Source organism: Arthrobacter sp. YC-RL1 (assembly GCF_001454985.1).
Classification (GTDB): domain Bacteria; phylum Actinomycetota; class Actinomycetes; order Actinomycetales; family Micrococcaceae; genus Glutamicibacter; species Glutamicibacter soli.
This window is the reverse complement of record NZ_CP013298.1, coordinates 21,602-39,910: the sequence shown is the minus strand read 5'-3', so window position 1 is coordinate 39,910 and position 18,309 is coordinate 21,602. Positions and strand designations below refer to the sequence as shown.

The window sequence follows — 18,309 nt, the reverse complement described above, 5'->3', positions numbered from 1 at the left end:
TTCTATGTGGTGGGAGTGTTGAGAAGTTTGATGATTCGTTTGATCCGCCCAGGGAGCCGGGCTGGATCGGGTGGGGCATCCAACCAGGAATCCATCCACGGGATATGCGTGCCCCGGGGCACCATGCGTAGGAGGCGTTTGGTTGCTTTCTTCCGGGCATCACTGGTGCGTGGCCCTGCCTCGATCAGCACCAAGGCCGAAAGCTGAGAGCCGGTCAGTTGTCCGTTGGCCCAGGAGCGGATGAACCGATCCGTAGCGGCCAACCCGTGATGGTCGGTGCGAGCCACCGCAATCACGGGGATAGGCCACGGGCTGCCAGTCCAGGCGTTCTGTGAGATCGGCCAGGATTGACCTACCTCTGTCGCACTGTCACCTAAGAGCGCGGCCACTGTGGTGGCGCCAGCTCCACCGTGTAGGCCCATGACAGCAAGACCTTCAAGAGGGCCCACGTCGTCCACACTCCAGGCTTCGCTGGGTGTTTCAAGCCGGGCAGACAGGCCCGGTTGTGCTGGTCCGGTAACGAAAAGGTTCGTGCCCATCAGATCGTCGTTAATGTCGTATCCGGCGTTTAAGGTCTTATTGGGTCTTTCGGGCGCAAACGGATTCGGAATCCCTGACATCAGCGGCCTCACCTCGGTAAAGTAACCATCGGTAAATAGTGATCTACTATTTACGCTAACTCGCATAGAGAACAGTGTCAAAACTGTTATATCGCTTATTTGAAAAGACACTGTAAAGATGTTTTTATGGGGTGGTGATGTAAACAGGTTCGACATGGTTGCTCGTACTCAAGCACATTTGGAGTGTGACCGTGAATGATCCAGATGCAGTCAATGATCTGATTGCTGACCTTCCGGAGTGGGCAACCACCGAGGAGATCGCCGATGTTATGCGGGTCAAGCCGCAGACCGTTCTGAAATGGAACAAGGACTACGGATTGAAGTCCGTGTCGGTCGGGTCCCGCGTGCGTCGGTATCGGAAGAAAGACGTGCGGGACTTCCTGCTGAAAAGCGATGAGGAGTCCGACTAAACCCCACAGCAATGACGGGGAGAGAGGCGTATGGCGATAATCGATCCCCAGAAAGTTCCCGCGTTCCCGGTCTATACGCTGCAAATCAGCGAAGACCGGGACGCCATTACTTTGGACGGGGCGCAGGTCCCCGTGCTCGATGAGGAAGATTTCATCGAGGCGGGGAAAAACGCGATCATCGCCAAACTCATCAACCACCACCTTGGCGTGGTGCGGGTACGAGCGATCGACGCTTCGACCGGCCAAACCTGGGACATGATTGTCGCTGCCACCGGTGACGTCCTTGACCTCACCGCACAGCAAGAAGCTGAACTTGCGGCCACTGCACGCCGGCAACGACGCATCAAACGACTGATGATCGCTGGGGTGAGCGCCCTTATGGTGCTCACCTTCGGCGGCATCGGCGCCGCCGTGGTCGTCGCGAACCAACCTGCCGCGACCGTCTCGGCCTACACCCCGCAAGGGGTCGGGGCGACGCTGCCAGCCGCACCACCACCGCAACACGAAGTGACTGCCGCGTGGAGCCACCCCATCCGGGCTGGGGCCACCGTCAATCTGATCAGCCCCGAGAGGCTGCTCACCACTGATCCTGAGGGTACCGTCACCGGGCGCACCCCGGCCACGGGCCAGCCGGTCTGGCGCGGGGACAAAGCCCCCGAAGACATATCCAGCATGCACCAGGGCACTTGGGCCGGCAAGCCCGTCTATGCCGCCGCAGCGCGCAACGAGTTGCGCCTCTGGCCGGTGGCCATGCCCTACGAGACCCCGAGCGTGGCACCAACCAGCATCGCCTTAGAACCAGGGCAAACGGCGCGCACCGACACCCACACCCCCTACATCGAACTGGGGGACTGGTATATCCGGGTCCCCGACGCGGCGGGCACGCTGCATGAGGTGATGATCCCACCCGGCTCCACCGTGCTGGACGTCGCCGCCGATGGAACGATCACCACGATCAGCGCCACCACCATCTACACCCTGGACAACACCGGCACGATCCTAACCGAACAGAAATTCACCGCCCCCGAAGGCGCCACGAAATACCCGATGCGAGTGTGGCTGCTGGACGACAGCCACGCCCTGCTGGCCTGGGATGACACCGAACGCATCATGGGTGTCCTGGACACCACCACCGGAAGTCTGCTGTTCAGCGGCACGCCACGTACCATCCCCACCGCCACCGAACCCCTGCTCGTGGACAGGCAAGCGAAAACCGCCGCCCTCGGCTCAGTGGGCATCCGCTATGGGGCCAATAGCGCGCTAGTGGATTTACCCTCGGCGGATCTGTCCGCGATCCACGGGAACCTGATCTACGCGAACACCAACAACGGGCCGGCCACCATGAACCTCGCCGCCCCAGAAGCCGAACCGCAGTCCTGGGCGAACTACCGGACCGAAGACCCCGCCCCGGTACTGGTCACCGATGACGCGGTATATGTGGTCGCCACCCAGTTGGAGAACACCACCGTCTACCGCTCCAACAAGACCAACCCCAGCACACGCCAGTAGGGAGGGACAGGACTATGGGCGAAGAACAAGGCAGCGGAGCCAAAATCATCCTGGCTGTCCTGGGGATTCTGCTTCTCCTGGTCATCACGCCGATCATCCTGTTCCTGGGCGCCGGCGATAGCGAACAAGCCGATCCGAACGCGCCGTGCGTCATCGAGGGAACCCCTATCGCAGATGCCGACAAGGACGGCAAGCCCACAGTCAAAATTCCGGAGCAGTACCGGGAGGCCGTGGAGCAGTCCGCGCAGAGCGCAGGACTGCCGGTAGGGGTCATTGCCGCACAGATTAACCAGGAATCCGGCTGGAACGCCAAGGCCGTGTCCCCGGTCGGGGCACGCGGCATCGCACAGTTCATGCCGGGAACCTGGGGCGAATGGGGCAACGGGAAAGATCCTTTCGACCCGTTCGCCGGACTGGATGCCCAAGGCCGCTACATGAAGCACCTCGCCGGACAGATCGCGGACCTGGCGAGTAATGAGCAGGAGAAGATCCAGTTCACCCTCGCCGCCTACAATGCCGGGGCCGGCAACGTCCAAAAATACGGCGGCATCCCGCCCTTTGATGAAACCGAACACTATGTCGAAATCATCATGGACAATGCCCAGATGGATTATTCCTCCACCTGTGAAGCCCCCGGTGGCTTCGACTTTGGGGACTTGAAAGCGGATGAATGGGCACACCCCATGCCGAACGCGCGACTGACCTCAGGCTTCGGGCCACGCGCGTGCCCACTGACTAGCTGCGCTGGCAAGCCGTTCTTGTTGAAGCACGAAGGCATCGACCTGGCTGGATCAGAACCCTACTTCTACGCTCCTACCGATATGAAAATCACCTACGTCTCTGTGGGATCACCAGATCAACTGTATGGGGAATATGGCAACTACATCTTCGGCCAGATGACCGAAGCCCCCTATCTGGTCTTTGAGTTCCACGAAGCCCAAGACAACTCGCTGCTGGTGAAAACCGGCGACGTGGTAGAGAAAGGCACCCCCCTGGGCAAGCCCGGGGCGACGGGTAATTCCAGTGGCATCCACGTGCATTTCCAGATCAACAACCCGAAAACCAGTGTGTTTGACCGGCCCGCGATCAACAACGGCACAACCTATGACCCGATCCCGATCCTCCGACAGCAAAAGGTGAACATCCAATGAAACACCCCAAGATCCTCACCCTGGCACTGGCCGCAGGACTCGTCATGGGAGTAGCCGGCTGCACCCAGTCCAGCACCGAGACGGAACCCAGCAACGCACCGACCGTCACCCCAACCATGGCCGGCCCTACCGCCCCAGCACCCAGCAGCAGCGGCAACGAGAGCAGTCATTCCCAGGGCCAAGCCACCGAAGATCCGGCCAAGGTCGAGCTGGCCAAGCAAGCGGCCACGATCATGACCACCTGGAACCCCACCAAGGACTTCAACCGCACCGCCGCAGAGCTGCGCGCCCGCCCGCTCATGACTCCCGCACGGGCCAAGGAAGTCATCGCCCCCGAACGGCCCGCGACCGGCGTTGAATGGCTGACCGCCGCCGAAAAGAAGGCCACCAGCAAACCCACGGTGAAGCTGATGACAGAGCATCACGAGCAAGACACCATCGCCGTCACTGCCACGTGGCAATGGGTCACCAAAGACGGGGAATCCTGGGCCGGGGAAGGGAAGCAAACGTTCTTCTTTACCTTCACCGACACCGAGCCGTACAAGATCCGCGACTATGTTTCCTCAGTCCGCTAACCAGCACCCACCGTCTGAGCCGTTTCGCCTACAGAGCTATCCCAGTGTGAAGAAAGCGAGTACACCATGAGCAGCACCGAAGAACTCATCGAAGCGACCGTCACCAAAGACGGCACCGCCACCGTGAACATCCTGGGCACGACCCACGAGTTCACCGCAGCCAGCGAAGCTGCCGCCCGGGCAGAAACCGTGGAACTGGTCAGCAAACACGCCACGCAGCGCGGTACGGCCGTGCGCGCAGTGATGCACGATGGCCAAGGCTCCTGGCCGGTCAAAGTCCACCCCGATGGCACCGTAGAACCAGACACCACCACGCCGCCGGTCAGCAGTGACAAGCCTGCCGTGCGCCGCCGTCGTGTCGATAGTCCGGTCACGCACGTGGCCAGCGCTGAACCGTCCGTCACCGCAGAACCAGCAATGAGCGAAGAAGCCATCACCGCAGAAACTGCACCCGAACCGGAGGAACCAGCGATGGAACCCGCCCAAGCTGCCGACACGCGCCAGAGCGCCACCCCGGCGCCCGCCGGCCCTGATGCTGCAGCACCCAAAGCCCAGCAGCCGAACCCGTTCGCCCAGAAATCCCAGTCCCACACCGTTCCCACAGCGGACGAGGCACCGGCGACCCGGCGCGAAGCCCGCCAAAGCTTCCTCACCCAGGAACAAGTTGAAGAACCCGCCACCCAAGGCTGGCGCGGTGCCATGACCCGCCTCGGTCTACGCATGGCACCCAGCGATGCCGAACGCGCCGAACGCGCCGATGTGCAAGCCGTAAGCCAGCACTGGCCAGGGCCACGCACCATCGCCATCGTGAACGGCAAAGGCGGAGCCGGGAAAACCCCCACCACCGTGCTGCTTAGTGCGATCTTCGCCCGCTACGGCGGAGCTGGAGTGCTCGCCTGGGATAACAACCAAACCCGGGGCACCCTGGGCTGGCGCACCGAACAAGGCCCGCACGAAGCGACCTTGTTAGAGCTGCTGCCCGAATCAGAAAAACTCTTGGGCACCGGGGCACAGTCCGCAGACCTGGCCCACTTCGTGCACCACCAGACCCGCGACCGGTTCGACGTGCTGCGCTCCAAGCCCATGGCGCTGGCCAGCGCCCAACGCGTAAACGCAGCCGACGTGGACGCAATCCACCGCGTGGCTTCAAAGTATTACCGGCTGATCTTCATCGACTCGGGCAATGACGAGTCAGATCCGATGTGGCGGCGCATGATCGACCACACTGATCAGCTCGTTGTGGCTACCACGACTCGTGATGACCACGCCGAAGCTGGCGCGCTGCTGCTGGAAGCGCTCGGGCAGCAGAACGACAAGGCCCACGCCCTGGCACAGAACGCCGTGGCTGTGGTGACCCAGGCTGATTCCAAGGCGACCGCCGCCGACGTGAAGCGCGTCGCAGACGGTTACAAAACCCTGGCTCGCGACGTAGCAACGATCCCATTTGATCCAGCGATGGTGGACGGGATCCTGCGCTACGACGCGCTACGCCCGAGTACGCAGCGGGCATGGCTGGCAGCCGGCGCAGCTGTCGCTCGAGGGCTACAGAAATGAGATGTGCATCGAATTATTCCTGTTTTTTGGACAGGGTCAGGTTTCCGAAACCTCTCTTGAACTGACCCTTTGAATGGGAAACGTGCCGTTGTTTGCATGGCTGGGCCATCGAGCAAAAAATTTTTTCAGAGAAATCCAATCCGTACTGCCTATGGCGTCGAATGCCTCATGACAAACCAAACCCGTGGTTTGGAAAACCGACTGACCCCTCGTGGGTCACCAGGCAAGGAGAACGACATGAAAAGCATGCAGCGCAAGACGGTTGGACTGCTCTCGATTGCCGCGTTGGCCGCATTCGGACTGAGTGCCTGCTCGATGGACAACGCCTCCGAATCCGCTCCAAGCAGTGAGGCCTCGGCATCGAGCATGGCGCCAAGCAGCTCAATGCCGGAAGAGACTGAGATGTCGAGCGAGTCCGCGATGGATCCAGCAGCTAACCTGGTCGGCCCAGGATGTGCCGCATACGCTGAAGCAGTGCCCGAGGGCGATGGCTCAGTCGCCGGCATGGCTAAAGACCCGGTAGCCGTTGCCGCATCCAATAACCCCTTGCTGACTACTCTGACCAAGGCTGTCTCAGGAGAACTCAACAAGGACGTTGACCTCGTCGATACCCTCAACGGCGATGAATTCACGGTCTTCGCCCCAGTAGACGATGCATTCAAGGCTATTCCGGAAAAGGATCTGAAGGCTGTCACCGAAGATGCTGACATGCTCACCAAGGTGCTGACTTACCACGTGGTGCCCGGGCAGATGACCCCCGATGAACTCTCCGGCGACCTGAAAACTGTGGAAGGCGACACGGTCAAGGTCAGCGGCAGCGGCGATGATCTGATGGTCAACGACGCCAAGGTCATCTGCGGCGGAGTCCAGACTGCCAACGCAACCGTTTACCTCGTGGATTCGGTGCTGATGCCGCCAGCAAAGAAGTAACACAGGACCACCCTTTGAAGAAGCCAGGGAATGAGCGGTTGGAATCTAGCTACTGTTCGTTCTCTGGCTTCTGTCTACCCACGGCCCGGCCTGCACGCATGGCAGGGGGAGACAAATGATCCTTAGCGGTGTGAGATCCTTGAATCCATGATTCCGAATCGATCAAGCGAACCCTCCGACGGTTATACGCCGGATGAAGCTCTCGTGCTTCAAGTAGCGCGAGGAAACGAGGCAGCTTTTGAGCAGCTATATGATCGATTTGCCCCTCAAGTCTTCGGTCTAGTTAGCCGTCTGCTAAGCGATGAGGGTCATAAAGAGGAAGTCACCCAAAAAATCTTTGTCGATGCTTGGCAGCATGCCGCTAGCTTCGACCCCCGGCGAACTACCGCGCTAACGTGGCTGTTGACGATCGCCCACCGATGCGCCGTGGATCAGATCCACTCAACATCACAGCGTCCGGAACCTGACCTGATAATCGATGCTAGAACCCCTCAAGAAAGCGATCACCGTTTGGAAGATGGGGCGGCATTCCAGAATGAGGGCGAACGCATGACTACGGCCCTCCGCCAGCTGACTAAAGCGCAGCGAGAGGCGATCCAACTGGCCTATTTCGGAGGTCTAACGCACTGTGAGATCGCCGAGCATCTCCAAATACCAGTGGGCACGGTTCAATCCGGCATACGAGACGGAATGAAGAAACTACGAGATTTGATGGGAGTCGCGTGATGGACAAGCACAAGAGTGAGCTGTTCAGCGGCTTCGCACTGAACGCGCTGAGCCAGGCTGAACGCGATAAGGTGCTGCAGCACGCGGCCACCTCCGATACGGCCAGTCAAGAACTTGACTCGCTGCAACAGACTGCTGCCTACCTCGGTCTTACTGTTCCGGAGATCCAGCCGCCCCCGAGAATCAAGGCCAACGTCATGGATGCGATTCGCACCGTGGAACAGATCCCTGCCAGCGTCGCTGAAACCCAGGCCGTGCGTTTCGCAACGGAGGCAAAAGCTCAGCCATATCCTGCTAATGCACCCGCCGAAAGCATGCAGAAGGCTCGCAAAAAGTCGCAGAAGTTCTTTGCGCTGGCCGCGGGGATCTTACTTGTCGCTTCTGGTGCACTTGGCGCGATGGTGTGGAACCTGAATACTCAGCAGCAGCAGATGAATACCCTGATTCAGGCTACAAAGAGCGAGCGGGACACCATGATGCAGATCTTGAGCGCCCCAGACATGCAGTCCAAATCCCAGACGCTAGATGACGGTGCAACAATTAGACTTTCCTACTCCGCAGAGTCTGGCGCCATGGCCGTGTCAACCCACTCAATGCCCAAACTTCCAGAAGGGAAAGGCTATGAACTGTGGCTCATCTCCGCTGAGAAAGCCACCCCTGCCGGCATGCTAGACCTTTCAAACGCTTCAGCAACAGCAATGATCACCGGTTCAATGGAAGGAATCACCCACTTCGGGATCACAGTGGAACCCGCAACGGGATCACCTGCTCCGACCACCGAACCAATCCTCTTGCAAAGCCTATAGAAACGACCGCCAACCATACAGCGCCCACGGGACAATTCCGTGAAATCCAATCCAGACGCAGAATGACTCCGAATAGGACTTATCCGGTGTTCGAGTAACGCATCCGAACACACCGCAACGAAGTGTGGGGTTCAGTGACATGGAGCAAAGCCAAAGAACAAACAAGCGTCATATCTGGCGCTATCCAATAGCTGGCATCTGCTCAGCCACTGTCCTTTTCACTACCGCTCAAGCAGTGTCCACATTTTTCGGGACTGCTTCAGCACCCCTCGTCGCCCTCGGGTCAACAATCATTGACTTCACCCCGCCATGGCTCAAAGATCTTGCCATCGGCTTATTCGGCACCAACGACAAGCTTTTTCTATTCATCACCCTATCGATCACCGCCGCCCTCTTAGCCGCCGCCGTAGGACTTGCCGCAGCGCGGAGCCTGAAACTCGGAATGATCTTGGTTTTGGGGCTATCAGTACTATTAGGTGCCTCGGTGCTGAGCCGCTCAGCAACAAACTTCCTGGATCTAATACCGACGATCGTTGGCACCGTATTAGGCCTGGGAACACTCACACTTCTTACCAATATGGCTACCGGTGCCGCTGCACCAACGGACCAGCCCCAGGCAGAAAACACAACATCCCGAAGAAAATTTCTCCTCGGATCAGCCGGCACCGTGGCACTTGGATTGCTCGCCGTTGGCGCAACCCACGCCCTGCGGACCCTTAGGAATACCGCCGAGTCAGCCCGCGCAGCCCTTGGTCTTCCCCCCGCGAAAGTGAAAGCTCAAGCTCCGCCCCCAGGCGCTGAACTGGACGTCCCCGGCGCCGCCCGATTCGTCACACCGAACCAGGACTTCTATCGGATCGACACAGCCCTGTCCGTGCCGCAGATCGACCCCCAAGACTGGTCATTAAAGATTCACGGAATGGTCGAGAAAGAATTCACACTCACATTCAATGAACTCTTGGATATGGACCTTGTCGAGCACTACCTCACCTTGACCTGTGTTTCCAACCCAGTAGGTGGCGATCTCGTTGGTAACGCCAAATGGCTTGGCTACCCGGTACGAGAACTGCTAGCCCAAGCCAAACCATTACCGGGTGCCGATATGGTCCTTTCCACCTCCATCGACGGCTTCAGCGCCTCTACGCCGCTAGAAGCGCTCACCGATAGCCGCGAAGCCCTGCTGGCCATTGGAATGAACAACGAACCCCTGCCACTCGAACACGGTTTTCCGGTGCGCATGGTGGTTCCTGGACTCTACGGGTACGTTTCGGCCACCAAATGGGTGGTTGATCTAGAAGTGACAAGGTTCCAAGACAAAGCAGCCTACTGGACGACTAGAGGCTGGTCGGAACGAGGACCAATCAAGATGTCATCCAGGATTGACACCCCACGGTCCTTCGCAAAGCTGCCCGCCGGAAAAGTTGTCTTCGGTGGCACCGCCTGGGCTCAAACCACGGGAGTTTCCAAAGTAGAGATCCGTATTGATAACGGGCCATGGCAAGAGGTAGAACTCGCCACCGAGCTTTCTGCAGACACCTGGCGTCAGTGGCGGTTCGAATGGAGTGATGCTACTGCGGGCAATCACTCTGCAACTGTCCGCATGACCAATGCCCAAGGCGAACTGCAGACAGAAGACACGGCAGCGCCTGTTCCTAACGGTTCCTCCGGCTGGCACCGGCTGCAATTCAGTGTCGAATAGCAGAAACCATGCGCTAGGAACTGGCAAGCCATCAAGACCTTGAACCATCCACTCTATTCAACTCCGAAAAGGGCTTCGGTTTCAAGAACTTTGAAGAAGGCCAAACCGTTGAATACAAGCTTGAAGCGGGCGCTAAGGGTCCCCAGGCTACCGAAATTCAGGTGCGCTAAACGCACCTAGTAATTCTACGAAGAGGGCGAGATGGGTGTACGGCCCATCTCGTCCCTCTTCATTTGAGTAACTCGTTAAGCTCTTTCTTCGATGAAGCAACCGGCCAAGCCATCAAGATTCAAGAACCGCAGTGTCTTCACTTCTTAGTAGCCCTCATACCCGCAGATACCCCTCGGGTTGCTAGGGTCGGTTACTCGCCGTTAGGGAATCCCAGTTAGGTGTTGTCGGCTTCTCATCCCTTCCCATGCAGCAGGTCGTCGAACAGGATCCGCTACCTGGGCTCAACGGACCTTCGGGGGTCACCGCAGGAGAATCGATCGGTTCCCCGCGATACTGAGCCGCCCGCTCCAGGGCGGCATCAACAAGCCCCGACACAAATATTGGATCTACCCCAACAGTCGCGGCTCGCACATAATCCAGTCCAAGATCTTTGGCAGTCTGTGCTGCCTCGGTATCGAGATCGTATTTCACTTCCATATGATCGGATACGAAGCCCAGCGGAACAACGACTACACCTTCCACGCCCGAGCTAGCGAGCTCCTCGAGTCGATCATTGATATCAGGCTCCAACCACGGAGTCCGGGGTGAACCAGAACGTGAACAGAAGACAAGCTCAGCATCCAACGGTTGCTTTTCTTCCAGTTCTTGATTGATCCATTCGATCAGTTGCAGATGCTGTTCACGATACCCAACAGTGCGCCGCTCCGAGGCTTCTTGCATTGCTAGAGGGATCGAATGAGTGACATAGAGCAAACGATGCTTCTGCGGATCCAGTACCCCGACTTTCTGGATCAATTCGGTGAGTCCGCGATGCACACAATCCAATTCCGCATAGGCAAAGCCGGGATGGTTATAGTACTGTCGGATCTTCTCGAAAGATACCTCGATACCTTCCTGGGCCAGGACATTTTGGGTATGGGCGAAATCTTCGCGATACTGCCGGCACGAGGAATAGCAAGAATACGCGGAAGTATCGATGGCAAGGAACCGCGACCCTCCCGTCCTTTTGGCGAAGTCGCGCACGGTGTCAGTGAGGTAAGGATCCCAGTTGCGGTTGCCCCACAATACTGGCGTCGTGACTCCACGTTGTTCGAACTCTTGACGTAGGGCTTCTAATAGCTGGCGGTTCTGGTCGTTGATGGGGGACTTCCCACCGAACCCGTAATAGTGTTCACCTACTTCGACTAGTCGCTCATCCGGGATGCCTCGCCCCGCAGTGACATTCTGCAGAAACGGAAGAACATCTTCATCTTTCTCCGGTCCGCCGAAGGACATGAGGATGACTGCGTCGAAGGGGGTCAGGTTGCTGCTTTCCATGCCTGAATTTTACGTACTGTAGAAAAAGCGTGAGTCCCTAATTCAGGGTGTCTCCAGCTTTGTTGAGTTCGTCGTTTCATTCTTGAAGATGCCTGAGAGAATAACTAAAGTGGTACCATATCTAGTACCACTAGGAGGCGGCATGGCAATCACCACCAGCGAAGCGCGACGCGACCTGTTTGGTCTTATCGAACGAGTGAACCTGGACCACACCGAGGTTGAAATCATGTCCAAGCGTGGGTCCGCAGTGCTCATGTCGAAAGACGAGTATGATTCCCTCGTTGAGACGAGCCACCTGCTGCGATCGCCTAAGAACGCAGTACGTCTGCTGGCAGCCTTAGAAGCGGCACGCAATGACCAGACTGCAGAACACGGGCTCATCGAACCGTGAGTGACAGACTCCTGACCTGGACTACTGGTGGATGGGAAGACTACGTCTGCTGGCAGACCCAGGATCGTAAGACACTCAAGCGCATTAACTTGCTGATCGAGGACGTGCTCCGTGACGATCCTTTTGAAGGTATCGGAAAGCCTGAACCGTTGAAGCATGCATTAGCTGGTGCGTGGTCGCGCCGCATCGATGACGTCAACCGACTGGTGTATATCGCTGATGACCGCGCAGTGACGATTCTTCAAGCCAAATACCACTACTGACACAGCCTTTTGGCGTTCTTGGTCCACCTCTAGGGCCCACTCCCCGAGTGAATTCTTCACGCCGATAACCTCCGTTATGTAAAGTTGAAAAGACTTTATGTGTTTCTACCGCACATAACGAACTTTCGGGTAACTACCCGTCTCGTTCCCTGTCTAATGCCGAGCCCAAGTACTGTTAAAGGTATCGTGTGAGACCTGAGCTATTCTGACTGGTTTATAACGTAACCTACCCTTGCCTGGCCTCCGCTTTAGGTCGAATTGAAAGTGTTCAGTCTGTTCGCGCCGGCGGGATCGGTCGGTATTTGGTTCGGCTCACCAGAAGGTTGACCGCATGAGCGAGAATTAGGTTTCGTCAGAGATTTGCCTTTCGTTCCCGGGTGGAAAATTCCTTGACAATCAATAATGCGGCATGACCAAGTGTCAAAAGGGTAAGTCTGATACATGTATTAATTGACGGGAGAAAGCCTGCTGGGCCCTACTTAATCGTGCCCACCGTTTGATGCTTAGGGTGGAGTCAATGGTCGCGCGTCATGAGGGCGGACGAAAACAACGACGTGTCGGGCTCGGGTAATAGCTACACGGAGCAGCCGCCTGTCAGTGGCACGGGGCAGGGACCCTTGGCTCAGGAGCTCGCCTTGATATCGGTCTTCAACGATTATCACGCCGTCAAACTCTTTTCCTTTCGACTTGTGCATGGTCATAACGCTGACTTTTGGTGTGTCTTTTTGGGCGACGTTCACAGCTTGGTCTGCGAGAGCGAGCCTTACAACATCCGCGGCACTTATATATCCAGAAGTGCCGTTCCATGCGTCGAGTAGCGCCCATGCGAGGGCATCCGTCGCCTTGAGTAGCCTCAGAAAGCGCGCATGACGGAAGATTTCGTCGAGCTCGGCTGAATCAGTTAGTTTAGCACGGGCGGTTTGCCAGTCACTAACAGGCTGTCCAGTGAATTCTGAAAGGGTTTTGAATCGCTCTAGCAATACTTGCGCGGTCTTAGCAGCGGGCTTTCGATAGGCCTCAATTGCTGCGATCGATTTTGTCAGAGTATTGATCCTAGAGCGTGCCCCCATCGTTCCATTACCGAGCTTGATTCGGTAATAATCTGCGATCTGTATAAGTGTGTCTACGACAGCATCCTTTTGTTGCTTGAGGGGCCACTCGAGAATACTGGCAATAACTAGTGCCGATGCAGCAACCAACTCGGGCTCCCAAGCGAGAACGTGATCGATGGCAGGCACAGTATCTCCCTTGTCGGTACTTCGCTCATTAGTGAGCGCCTCCGAAATACGTGCGGCAAGTGCATTGGTGCGCGTCAAGATAGCGATCGATGGTTTACTGCCAAGATAGTCGGTCAATACTTCTCGCGTCGCGACAACGAGTTCGTGCGTAAATATTTCAGTAGGACGGTAGCGGTATCGCTTATCGACGACGTTTTTGGGCATCTCTACAGACTGGTTGAGCAAGACAGCATTTGCGTAGTCGAGGATACCTCCGCTGGGACTCCGGTGGTTGTCTTCAGATAGATCAAACGATGTCGGCAGTAACGTCTTCCGAAGTTCCTCCAACCGATACTCATCAATACCATCAAGGTGGTCAAAGATTCGCTGGTCGGGGTCAGCGAGGCAGACTGTAGTGCTATCCTCTGCAAGAGCCTTGATTACTCGCCATTGATCACGGTTTGTGTCTTGAAACTCGTCGATGATGATCAATGGATAGCGGTCGCTGTATAGATGCCGGACGTCGGCCGAACGCTCCATAAGATCGGCGGCCAGGGGAGCAAGGGTATCGAAGACGAATACCGACTCCTCGCGGGCAAGCCGCATCTTTTCCAGAGCCCAGTCACCGTCGTAGTCTGCTCGACGTTGCGCCTCTCGTTCAGGCGTGATGAACCTGGCGGGAGCGCCCGTCAGGAGGCATCCATGACTACGAATGACCTCCAAGAAGAATGCGTGGAAGGTCCGGACCTCGATAGCCTTACGATCAGCCGAAGTTAGAATCCCTGACATTCGTTCGGTGACCTGCCGGACTGCGGCTCTTGAGAAACTTAGGAACAGGATTCTTTGCTCCTGTTCCAAGCGTTCAACGTTTTTCTTAGCTTTAAGTAGAGCTATCGTAGTCTTGCCACATCCGGGACCTCCTTCGATTAAAAGGTGACCTGAGGTATGCAGGATATTGTTGCGCATTGCATCAAGATAAATTTGAGCCACCTAAGAATCTGCCCTTGTCTCATCGGTTGATAAGACCACACTCGCACCGACACTCTCGCCACCCGTTTCGCGCGCGGAAAGCGATACGCTAGGCCTAGCGAGATCCATATCGATATCGAGGAGAAGTTTCATAATCGACTCGGGAAGTTCAGAGGCATTAGCGGCTTCTGCAACGAGGTTGGCAGCGTAACCCGCATGGGCGCCCTTACGCGCTTTGAGAACTCTTCTGATCAGTTGGTCGACGTCATCCACCGAAGCATCATTCGAAAGGGTTCCACAGTCGGGATAATCATCACGTTTCGCTGACTTCTCGAGGAACCGACGCTTAACGGTCTCCGGCATCTCTGCGACAAGCAAATCCTCCACTCCTGCATAGGGAATTACCCGGTAAATTGTGAAGTCTTCGGTCTTTAGTGCCAGTTCAGGGGAGAAAGTGTTGTTCGGTTTGTCATGGATGCCATAGACAGATTTTCCCAAGCTCTTGAAGAGAGGGGCGTACACAGGCACAGAGACATCATTGCCGGCATCAAATATTGTGACTCCGGCCAAGTCTAGATGAGTGTAAGCGACATTCTCATCCGATTCCAAGACATCGGCTGCGACGGGGATTAGAGATGCCTCAGTTGCTCCTTCGACTACGAGCACGCCGCGGGCAAGAACTGCTTCGGCAAATTGTCGGCGGTTTTCTCGGTAGCGCTTTGCCTTGTAATCAGGTGGCAAAGTCACCGGGCCACCGCTGAGCTCGCCTGAGTTATTCCGTTGCAGGACTAGAATGTTTTCGGGTTCGAAACGCTCAATCACATATGGTGAGTGGGAAGTGACAATCGCTTGACCCATGCGAGTAGTGGCGAAGTCGAGTAGGCGTCGTTGCGAATGTGGAGGTAATGCCATCTCTGGTTCTTCAATTGCAAAGATTACCGATGAATCACCTTTCAACTCGGCAATATACGTCAAGAGCGCAAAAACTAAAAGATTTAGCGATCCGGTACTGAGCCGCCTAAAGGGAACAGGGATGTTGCCGGGGGCGTTGGCGATGAATACGCTCAAAACTTCCCGAATATTCGTACGGGTTAGGTCGGAAGCATAGATCTGTATGTTTTCGTCGCCTTGGCCAACGGACATGAATCGAGCAATTCGGCTTTCAACGCCGTCAAGGATGTCCGAGAGCCTTGACCCGGAAGTGGCCAAGCCGAGACCGGAAAGGTCTTCTCGCAGTTTTTCCCAGAGAGTAACCTCGGTATTCGATTCCAGTCGTATGATGGTGTCGAGCAAAGAGCCGCGCTGCAGACTGAGAGCACGCGATCCGGTCCTGTTCGGACGCAGGTAAAGGTAACCACAGTGACGTTTATCTTCCCGCGTAAACGTTCGTCGTCCTCCACCTAACAGCTCGTCTTCCATTGTGAGATCGTCTGCGACGGGAGTGGGGTGTGCGAAGAAGGTTCCGCCTTCGAAATCATCTTCGGCTGGATTGAAACGTCCGACGAAGGCGACTGGAAGGCACCAAGGGTGATCGTCTGAAGAATCGACGGAATCGGGTTCTAGGTCTGCGAAATTATTGCGTTCGTGGTCCCATTTGCGCAGGTGGCCGGCGAACCGCCGAGTGGCAGAGTCAGAAAGATCTACAAGGACGACCTCGATCTGAATCTCGATGTTCTGTGCTTCCTCCCCTAAATAGCTCGATGCGTAGAAGTCGTACTCGTCCACTACTGGGCGACGGTACATACGTTCAGGCCCTAGAACAAGGTCAAGCGCTTCACACAAGGTCGATTTTCCAACGCTGTTGCTACCCACGAGGAGTGTATGACCGTCAATAAGGATTTGACCGGTCTTAACTCCTCTAAAATTGCTGACGGTAATTCGTCTTACTCGCATTGCAAAATCTTCCTATGTAGTTGTGCGCGGATTCCTGGATATGAACTGCCGCGAGAGCCTTATGCTGCTACAGGCACCAAATTTCGAACGAAGTCACGGACGTCAGTCGAATAGAGATCGAGATAGGTGGATGCCTCGGAAACGCTGACTTTATTTGTAGAACCGAACATTACCTTACGAAGGAGTTGCGATGCCTCGGGGACGATGCCGCCGGGCTCCGCTTTGCGATATCCAAGTTCAGAAAGAGTCATGCAGTTGCTGCGATATTGCCAATCGCTCAAAAGGCCCAGCTCATGGAGTCGATGAGTCATGGCCATCGCGGAAACCTTCCAGAACGACCGCGCAGCGAGGATGCGCTTGATACTTGCGCCGCGCATCGATTGAGCACGAATGCAACTACCGGGCATGAGGAAGCTAGCCGCAAAACGGTTCGCTTCGATTTCTCGTTCTTTTGAAGTACTCGGGTCCATCTCCAGATCGCCATGCAGGACAAGGTGCCCCAGCTCGTGCGCTAGGTCAAACCGCTGTCGTTCAGCCGATCTTGAAGTGTTCAGGAATACGTATGGTTTGTTATCTCTCATAAAGCAGAAAGCGTCAATGTCGGTGTACTCGTGATGAAGCGCAGCTACGCGGACGCCCTTAGACTCCAGCAGATGGAGCATGTTTGGTATCGGTCGGTCGCCAAAGTTCCATCGGTGCCGAACAAGTTCCGCAGCGTGACTAGGATCGAGCTTGTCGAAGGAAGGAATATCAGGAATAGGCAAACGAAACTTTGACTCGATCACTTCGAAAAACTCCACAGCAAGGCTTGCGCTCGCTAATACCGCGTCTCGTGTCGCAGCGGTAGTTTTGCTGAGCTTGCGAAAACTCGCTGCTTCTACTGGAACAATTTCAGCAGCGTCGCGTTCGAAGAATTTCCGCGGAACTGAGAGCGTGTTGGCGAGCTTAACGAGGTTTTCTTCGCTTGGGGCTAGCTTTCCGCTCTCATAGTTGGTCAGCGAACGGAGAGACACCCCACTCTCTTTCGCTAGCATAGTCAGGGTTAAAGCCAAACGTTGGCGCGCTTGTTTGAGACGGGAAGGATTGAACATACTTAGTCTTTCGAACTTTAGAGTGGCTGAACCGCGACATCGATGCTGCCATCCTCAGGATGATCAAACACGGACAAATCTCCGTCTAGATCAAGGAAATCGATAATGATTCGATCCTTCCAATCCGTTACGATCCCGCTCTCGGTCATATCCATTGGACGCGACAATTCGAGGTTCAAACCTCGTTCAGTTCTTTCGTGCACGAGCAACCACAAGGGTGAATCCGCCACAGCGGAAGTAGGGTATTGCGTTATAGCTGTAGCGGGAATATCGAACAACGCAGGCATCTGCGTGTTGGGTGCTGCGAGCGAAGCACGCGTTGATTTCCCCTTGCGACGTGTCCTAGGCTTCCGGCGGCGATCTGGATGCGCTACGTTCTGGCCAGATGCGATCGTGAGTGAAATCAGTCCATCAGGATGTACTAATCGCGGCTGCTGCTCGACGTACACTAGCCGCCACCCGGAGGGGGAAAGGATCTGGTGCAGCTGCAGCATCGACTCATGATAAATGTCTGTGCCCGGTGTCGAACGCAGGGCTAAAGAAGAACGATTGGCTGCACGAGAAAGCCCTGGTCGCAAGGCGGTATGGATCAGTTCTGTCGACAAACCGAACGCGGTAAGGCGACGCTCACCTTCGGGCAGGTTGGGCGATAATAAAGCTGTGAGTTCCATTGGACCCCTTCCGAGCGATTGCGCATAACGATACCACAAATGTGGTTAAATATCGCGCAACACAGAATCGTGCATCAAAGTCCCGAGGGTTGGCGGTATCCAGGTGCAATGAGTCATTCATTCAGTTGGCGTCGAATGGCATCCTGAGCCAGTCGCAGAACGACTTATGCCCCAAGGTTGCAGGATATACCGCGACTCGTTTCAGAACCGTTCGTTTATGACACACTATTCTGCCGTCTGGACTTATGATCCTTGACAGTTGAAAACTCAATAGTTTTTTAAGTTCGCTTGGTCGCAAAACTCAGTGCCACAAACTATGCGTCGAAACAGTGGCCGCGCCACGAGT

General features: G+C 56.2%; 17 protein-coding genes. 11 read left to right on the top strand and 6 right to left on the bottom strand.

Annotated features, from left to right (window positions below; all coding sequences use genetic code 11):
* Window positions 1-2: 2 nt before the first annotated feature.
* Window positions 3-776, bottom strand: coding sequence for a DUF6668 family protein (locus tag ATC04_RS19585; RefSeq protein WP_152666737.1), 774 nt, complete (start codon window positions 774-776; stop codon window positions 3-5).
* A gap of 35 nt (window positions 777-811) precedes the next feature.
* Between ATC04_RS19585 and ATC04_RS17990 the strand changes: the two genes are divergently transcribed.
* The 9 genes from ATC04_RS17990 to ATC04_RS17950 all read left to right on the top strand — a co-directional run bounded on the left by ATC04_RS17990 (window position 812) and on the right by ATC04_RS17950 (window position 9,980).
* Complete coding sequence (locus tag ATC04_RS17990) at window positions 812-1,030, top strand: helix-turn-helix domain-containing protein (RefSeq protein WP_082123740.1); 219 nt, start codon at window positions 812-814, stop codon at window positions 1,028-1,030.
* 30 nt (window positions 1,031-1,060) lie between these two features.
* A complete protein-coding gene (locus ATC04_RS17985) occupies window positions 1,061-2,539 on the top strand; it encodes a hypothetical protein (protein WP_047117804.1) in 1,479 nt (492 codons plus the stop codon).
* Window positions 2,540-2,553: 14 nt separating this feature from the next.
* A complete protein-coding gene (locus tag ATC04_RS17980; protein ID WP_052772168.1) occupies window positions 2,554-3,690 on the top strand; it encodes a transglycosylase SLT domain-containing protein in 1,137 nt (378 codons plus the stop codon).
* A complete protein-coding gene (locus ATC04_RS17975; RefSeq protein WP_052772167.1) occupies window positions 3,687-4,265 on the top strand; it encodes a hypothetical protein in 579 nt (192 codons plus the stop codon). Before ATC04_RS17980 ends, ATC04_RS17975 begins: the two co-directional genes overlap by 4 nt.
* 66 nt (window positions 4,266-4,331) lie before the next feature.
* Complete coding sequence (locus ATC04_RS17970; protein ID WP_047117803.1) at window positions 4,332-5,819, top strand: AAA family ATPase; 1,488 nt, start codon at window positions 4,332-4,334, stop codon at window positions 5,817-5,819.
* A 237-nt stretch (window positions 5,820-6,056) separates the two neighbouring features.
* Entirely contained in the window at window positions 6,057-6,749 is a 693-nt protein-coding gene (locus ATC04_RS17965; RefSeq protein ID WP_022876894.1) for a fasciclin domain-containing protein, read from the top strand.
* Window positions 6,750-6,896: 147 nt separating this feature from the next.
* A complete protein-coding gene (locus ATC04_RS17960) occupies window positions 6,897-7,475 on the top strand; it encodes a sigma-70 family RNA polymerase sigma factor (protein WP_047117802.1) in 579 nt (192 codons plus the stop codon).
* Window positions 7,475-8,281, top strand: coding sequence for an anti-sigma factor (locus ATC04_RS17955; RefSeq protein ID WP_047117801.1), 807 nt, complete (start codon window positions 7,475-7,477; stop codon window positions 8,279-8,281). Before ATC04_RS17960 ends, ATC04_RS17955 begins: the two co-directional genes overlap by 1 nt.
* Before the next feature lie 139 nt (window positions 8,282-8,420).
* The gene (locus ATC04_RS17950; protein ID WP_047117835.1) at window positions 8,421-9,980 is read left to right on the top strand and encodes a molybdopterin-dependent oxidoreductase; all 1,560 of its coding nucleotides are present in this window, start codon (window positions 8,421-8,423) and stop codon (window positions 9,978-9,980) included.
* A gap of 351 nt (window positions 9,981-10,331) precedes the next feature.
* Here ATC04_RS17950 and ATC04_RS19040 read toward each other — a convergent pair whose 3' ends face one another.
* Window positions 10,332-11,468 carry a ferrochelatase gene (locus ATC04_RS19040; RefSeq protein ID WP_082123739.1) on the bottom strand — a complete coding sequence of 379 codons (1,137 nt, stop codon included), beginning with the start codon at window positions 11,466-11,468 and terminating at the stop codon, window positions 10,332-10,334.
* A 142-nt stretch (window positions 11,469-11,610) separates the two neighbouring features.
* On the opposite strand from ATC04_RS19040, the gene ATC04_RS17940 reads away from it, so the two are divergent.
* Both ATC04_RS17940 and ATC04_RS17935 read left to right on the top strand, forming a co-directional pair.
* Window positions 11,611-11,859: a type II toxin-antitoxin system prevent-host-death family antitoxin gene (locus ATC04_RS17940; protein ID WP_022876888.1), complete on the top strand. Its 249-nt coding sequence runs from the start codon at window positions 11,611-11,613 to the stop codon at window positions 11,857-11,859.
* Window positions 11,856-12,122 (top strand): Txe/YoeB family addiction module toxin, encoded by a 267-nt coding sequence (locus ATC04_RS17935; protein WP_047117799.1) that lies wholly within the window; start codon window positions 11,856-11,858, stop codon window positions 12,120-12,122. Before ATC04_RS17940 ends, ATC04_RS17935 begins: the two co-directional genes overlap by 4 nt.
* Before the next feature lie 503 nt (window positions 12,123-12,625).
* Here ATC04_RS17935 and ATC04_RS17930 read toward each other — a convergent pair.
* Genes ATC04_RS17930 through ATC04_RS19575 form a run of 4 tightly spaced genes read right to left on the bottom strand, consistent with a single transcriptional unit; the run spans window position 12,626 to window position 17,963 of the window.
* Window positions 12,626-14,305, bottom strand: coding sequence for an ATP-dependent helicase (locus tag ATC04_RS17930; RefSeq protein ID WP_047117798.1), 1,680 nt, complete (start codon window positions 14,303-14,305; stop codon window positions 12,626-12,628).
* Window positions 14,306-14,329: 24 nt separating this feature from the next.
* Complete coding sequence (locus tag ATC04_RS17925; protein WP_082123738.1) at window positions 14,330-16,201, bottom strand: AAA family ATPase; 1,872 nt, start codon at window positions 16,199-16,201, stop codon at window positions 14,330-14,332.
* A gap of 59 nt (window positions 16,202-16,260) precedes the next feature.
* Window positions 16,261-17,292, bottom strand: coding sequence for an ImmA/IrrE family metallo-endopeptidase (locus ATC04_RS17920; RefSeq protein ID WP_047117797.1), 1,032 nt, complete (start codon window positions 17,290-17,292; stop codon window positions 16,261-16,263).
* A gap of 17 nt (window positions 17,293-17,309) precedes the next feature.
* Window positions 17,310-17,963 (bottom strand): hypothetical protein, encoded by a 654-nt coding sequence (locus ATC04_RS19575; RefSeq protein WP_152666736.1) that lies wholly within the window; start codon window positions 17,961-17,963, stop codon window positions 17,310-17,312.
* Window positions 17,964-18,309 lie beyond the last annotated feature (346 nt).

What these genes read in the sequence shown, in the direction of transcription:
- ATC04_RS19585 (WP_152666737.1), bottom strand. Translation starts at nt 776, where the DNA reads ATGTCGAACCTGTTTACATCACCACCCCATAAAAACATCTTTACAGTG.
- ATC04_RS17985 (WP_047117804.1), top strand. Translation starts at nt 1,061, where the DNA reads ATGGCGATAATCGATCCCCAGAAAGTTCCCGCGTTCCCGGTCTATACG.
- ATC04_RS17980 (WP_052772168.1), top strand. Translation starts at nt 2,554, where the DNA reads ATGGGCGAAGAACAAGGCAGCGGAGCCAAAATCATCCTGGCTGTCCTG.
- ATC04_RS17975 (WP_052772167.1), top strand. Translation starts at nt 3,687, where the DNA reads ATGAAACACCCCAAGATCCTCACCCTGGCACTGGCCGCAGGACTCGTC.
- ATC04_RS17970 (WP_047117803.1), top strand. Translation starts at nt 4,332, where the DNA reads ATGAGCAGCACCGAAGAACTCATCGAAGCGACCGTCACCAAAGACGGC.
- ATC04_RS17965 (WP_022876894.1), top strand. Translation starts at nt 6,057, where the DNA reads ATGAAAAGCATGCAGCGCAAGACGGTTGGACTGCTCTCGATTGCCGCG.
- ATC04_RS17960 (WP_047117802.1), top strand. Translation starts at nt 6,897, where the DNA reads ATGATTCCGAATCGATCAAGCGAACCCTCCGACGGTTATACGCCGGAT.
- ATC04_RS17955 (WP_047117801.1), top strand. Translation starts at nt 7,475, where the DNA reads ATGGACAAGCACAAGAGTGAGCTGTTCAGCGGCTTCGCACTGAACGCG.
- ATC04_RS17950 (WP_047117835.1), top strand. Translation starts at nt 8,421, where the DNA reads ATGGAGCAAAGCCAAAGAACAAACAAGCGTCATATCTGGCGCTATCCA.
- ATC04_RS19040 (WP_082123739.1), bottom strand. Translation starts at nt 11,468, where the DNA reads ATGGAAAGCAGCAACCTGACCCCCTTCGACGCAGTCATCCTCATGTCC.
- ATC04_RS17940 (WP_022876888.1), top strand. Translation starts at nt 11,611, where the DNA reads ATGGCAATCACCACCAGCGAAGCGCGACGCGACCTGTTTGGTCTTATC.
- ATC04_RS17930 (WP_047117798.1), bottom strand. Translation starts at nt 14,305, where the DNA reads ATGCGCAACAATATCCTGCATACCTCAGGTCACCTTTTAATCGAAGGA.
- ATC04_RS17925 (WP_082123738.1), bottom strand. Translation starts at nt 16,201, where the DNA reads ATGCGAGTAAGACGAATTACCGTCAGCAATTTTAGAGGAGTTAAGACC.
- ATC04_RS17920 (WP_047117797.1), bottom strand. Translation starts at nt 17,292, where the DNA reads ATGTTCAATCCTTCCCGTCTCAAACAAGCGCGCCAACGTTTGGCTTTA.
- ATC04_RS19575 (WP_152666736.1), bottom strand. Translation starts at nt 17,963, where the DNA reads ATGGAACTCACAGCTTTATTATCGCCCAACCTGCCCGAAGGTGAGCGT.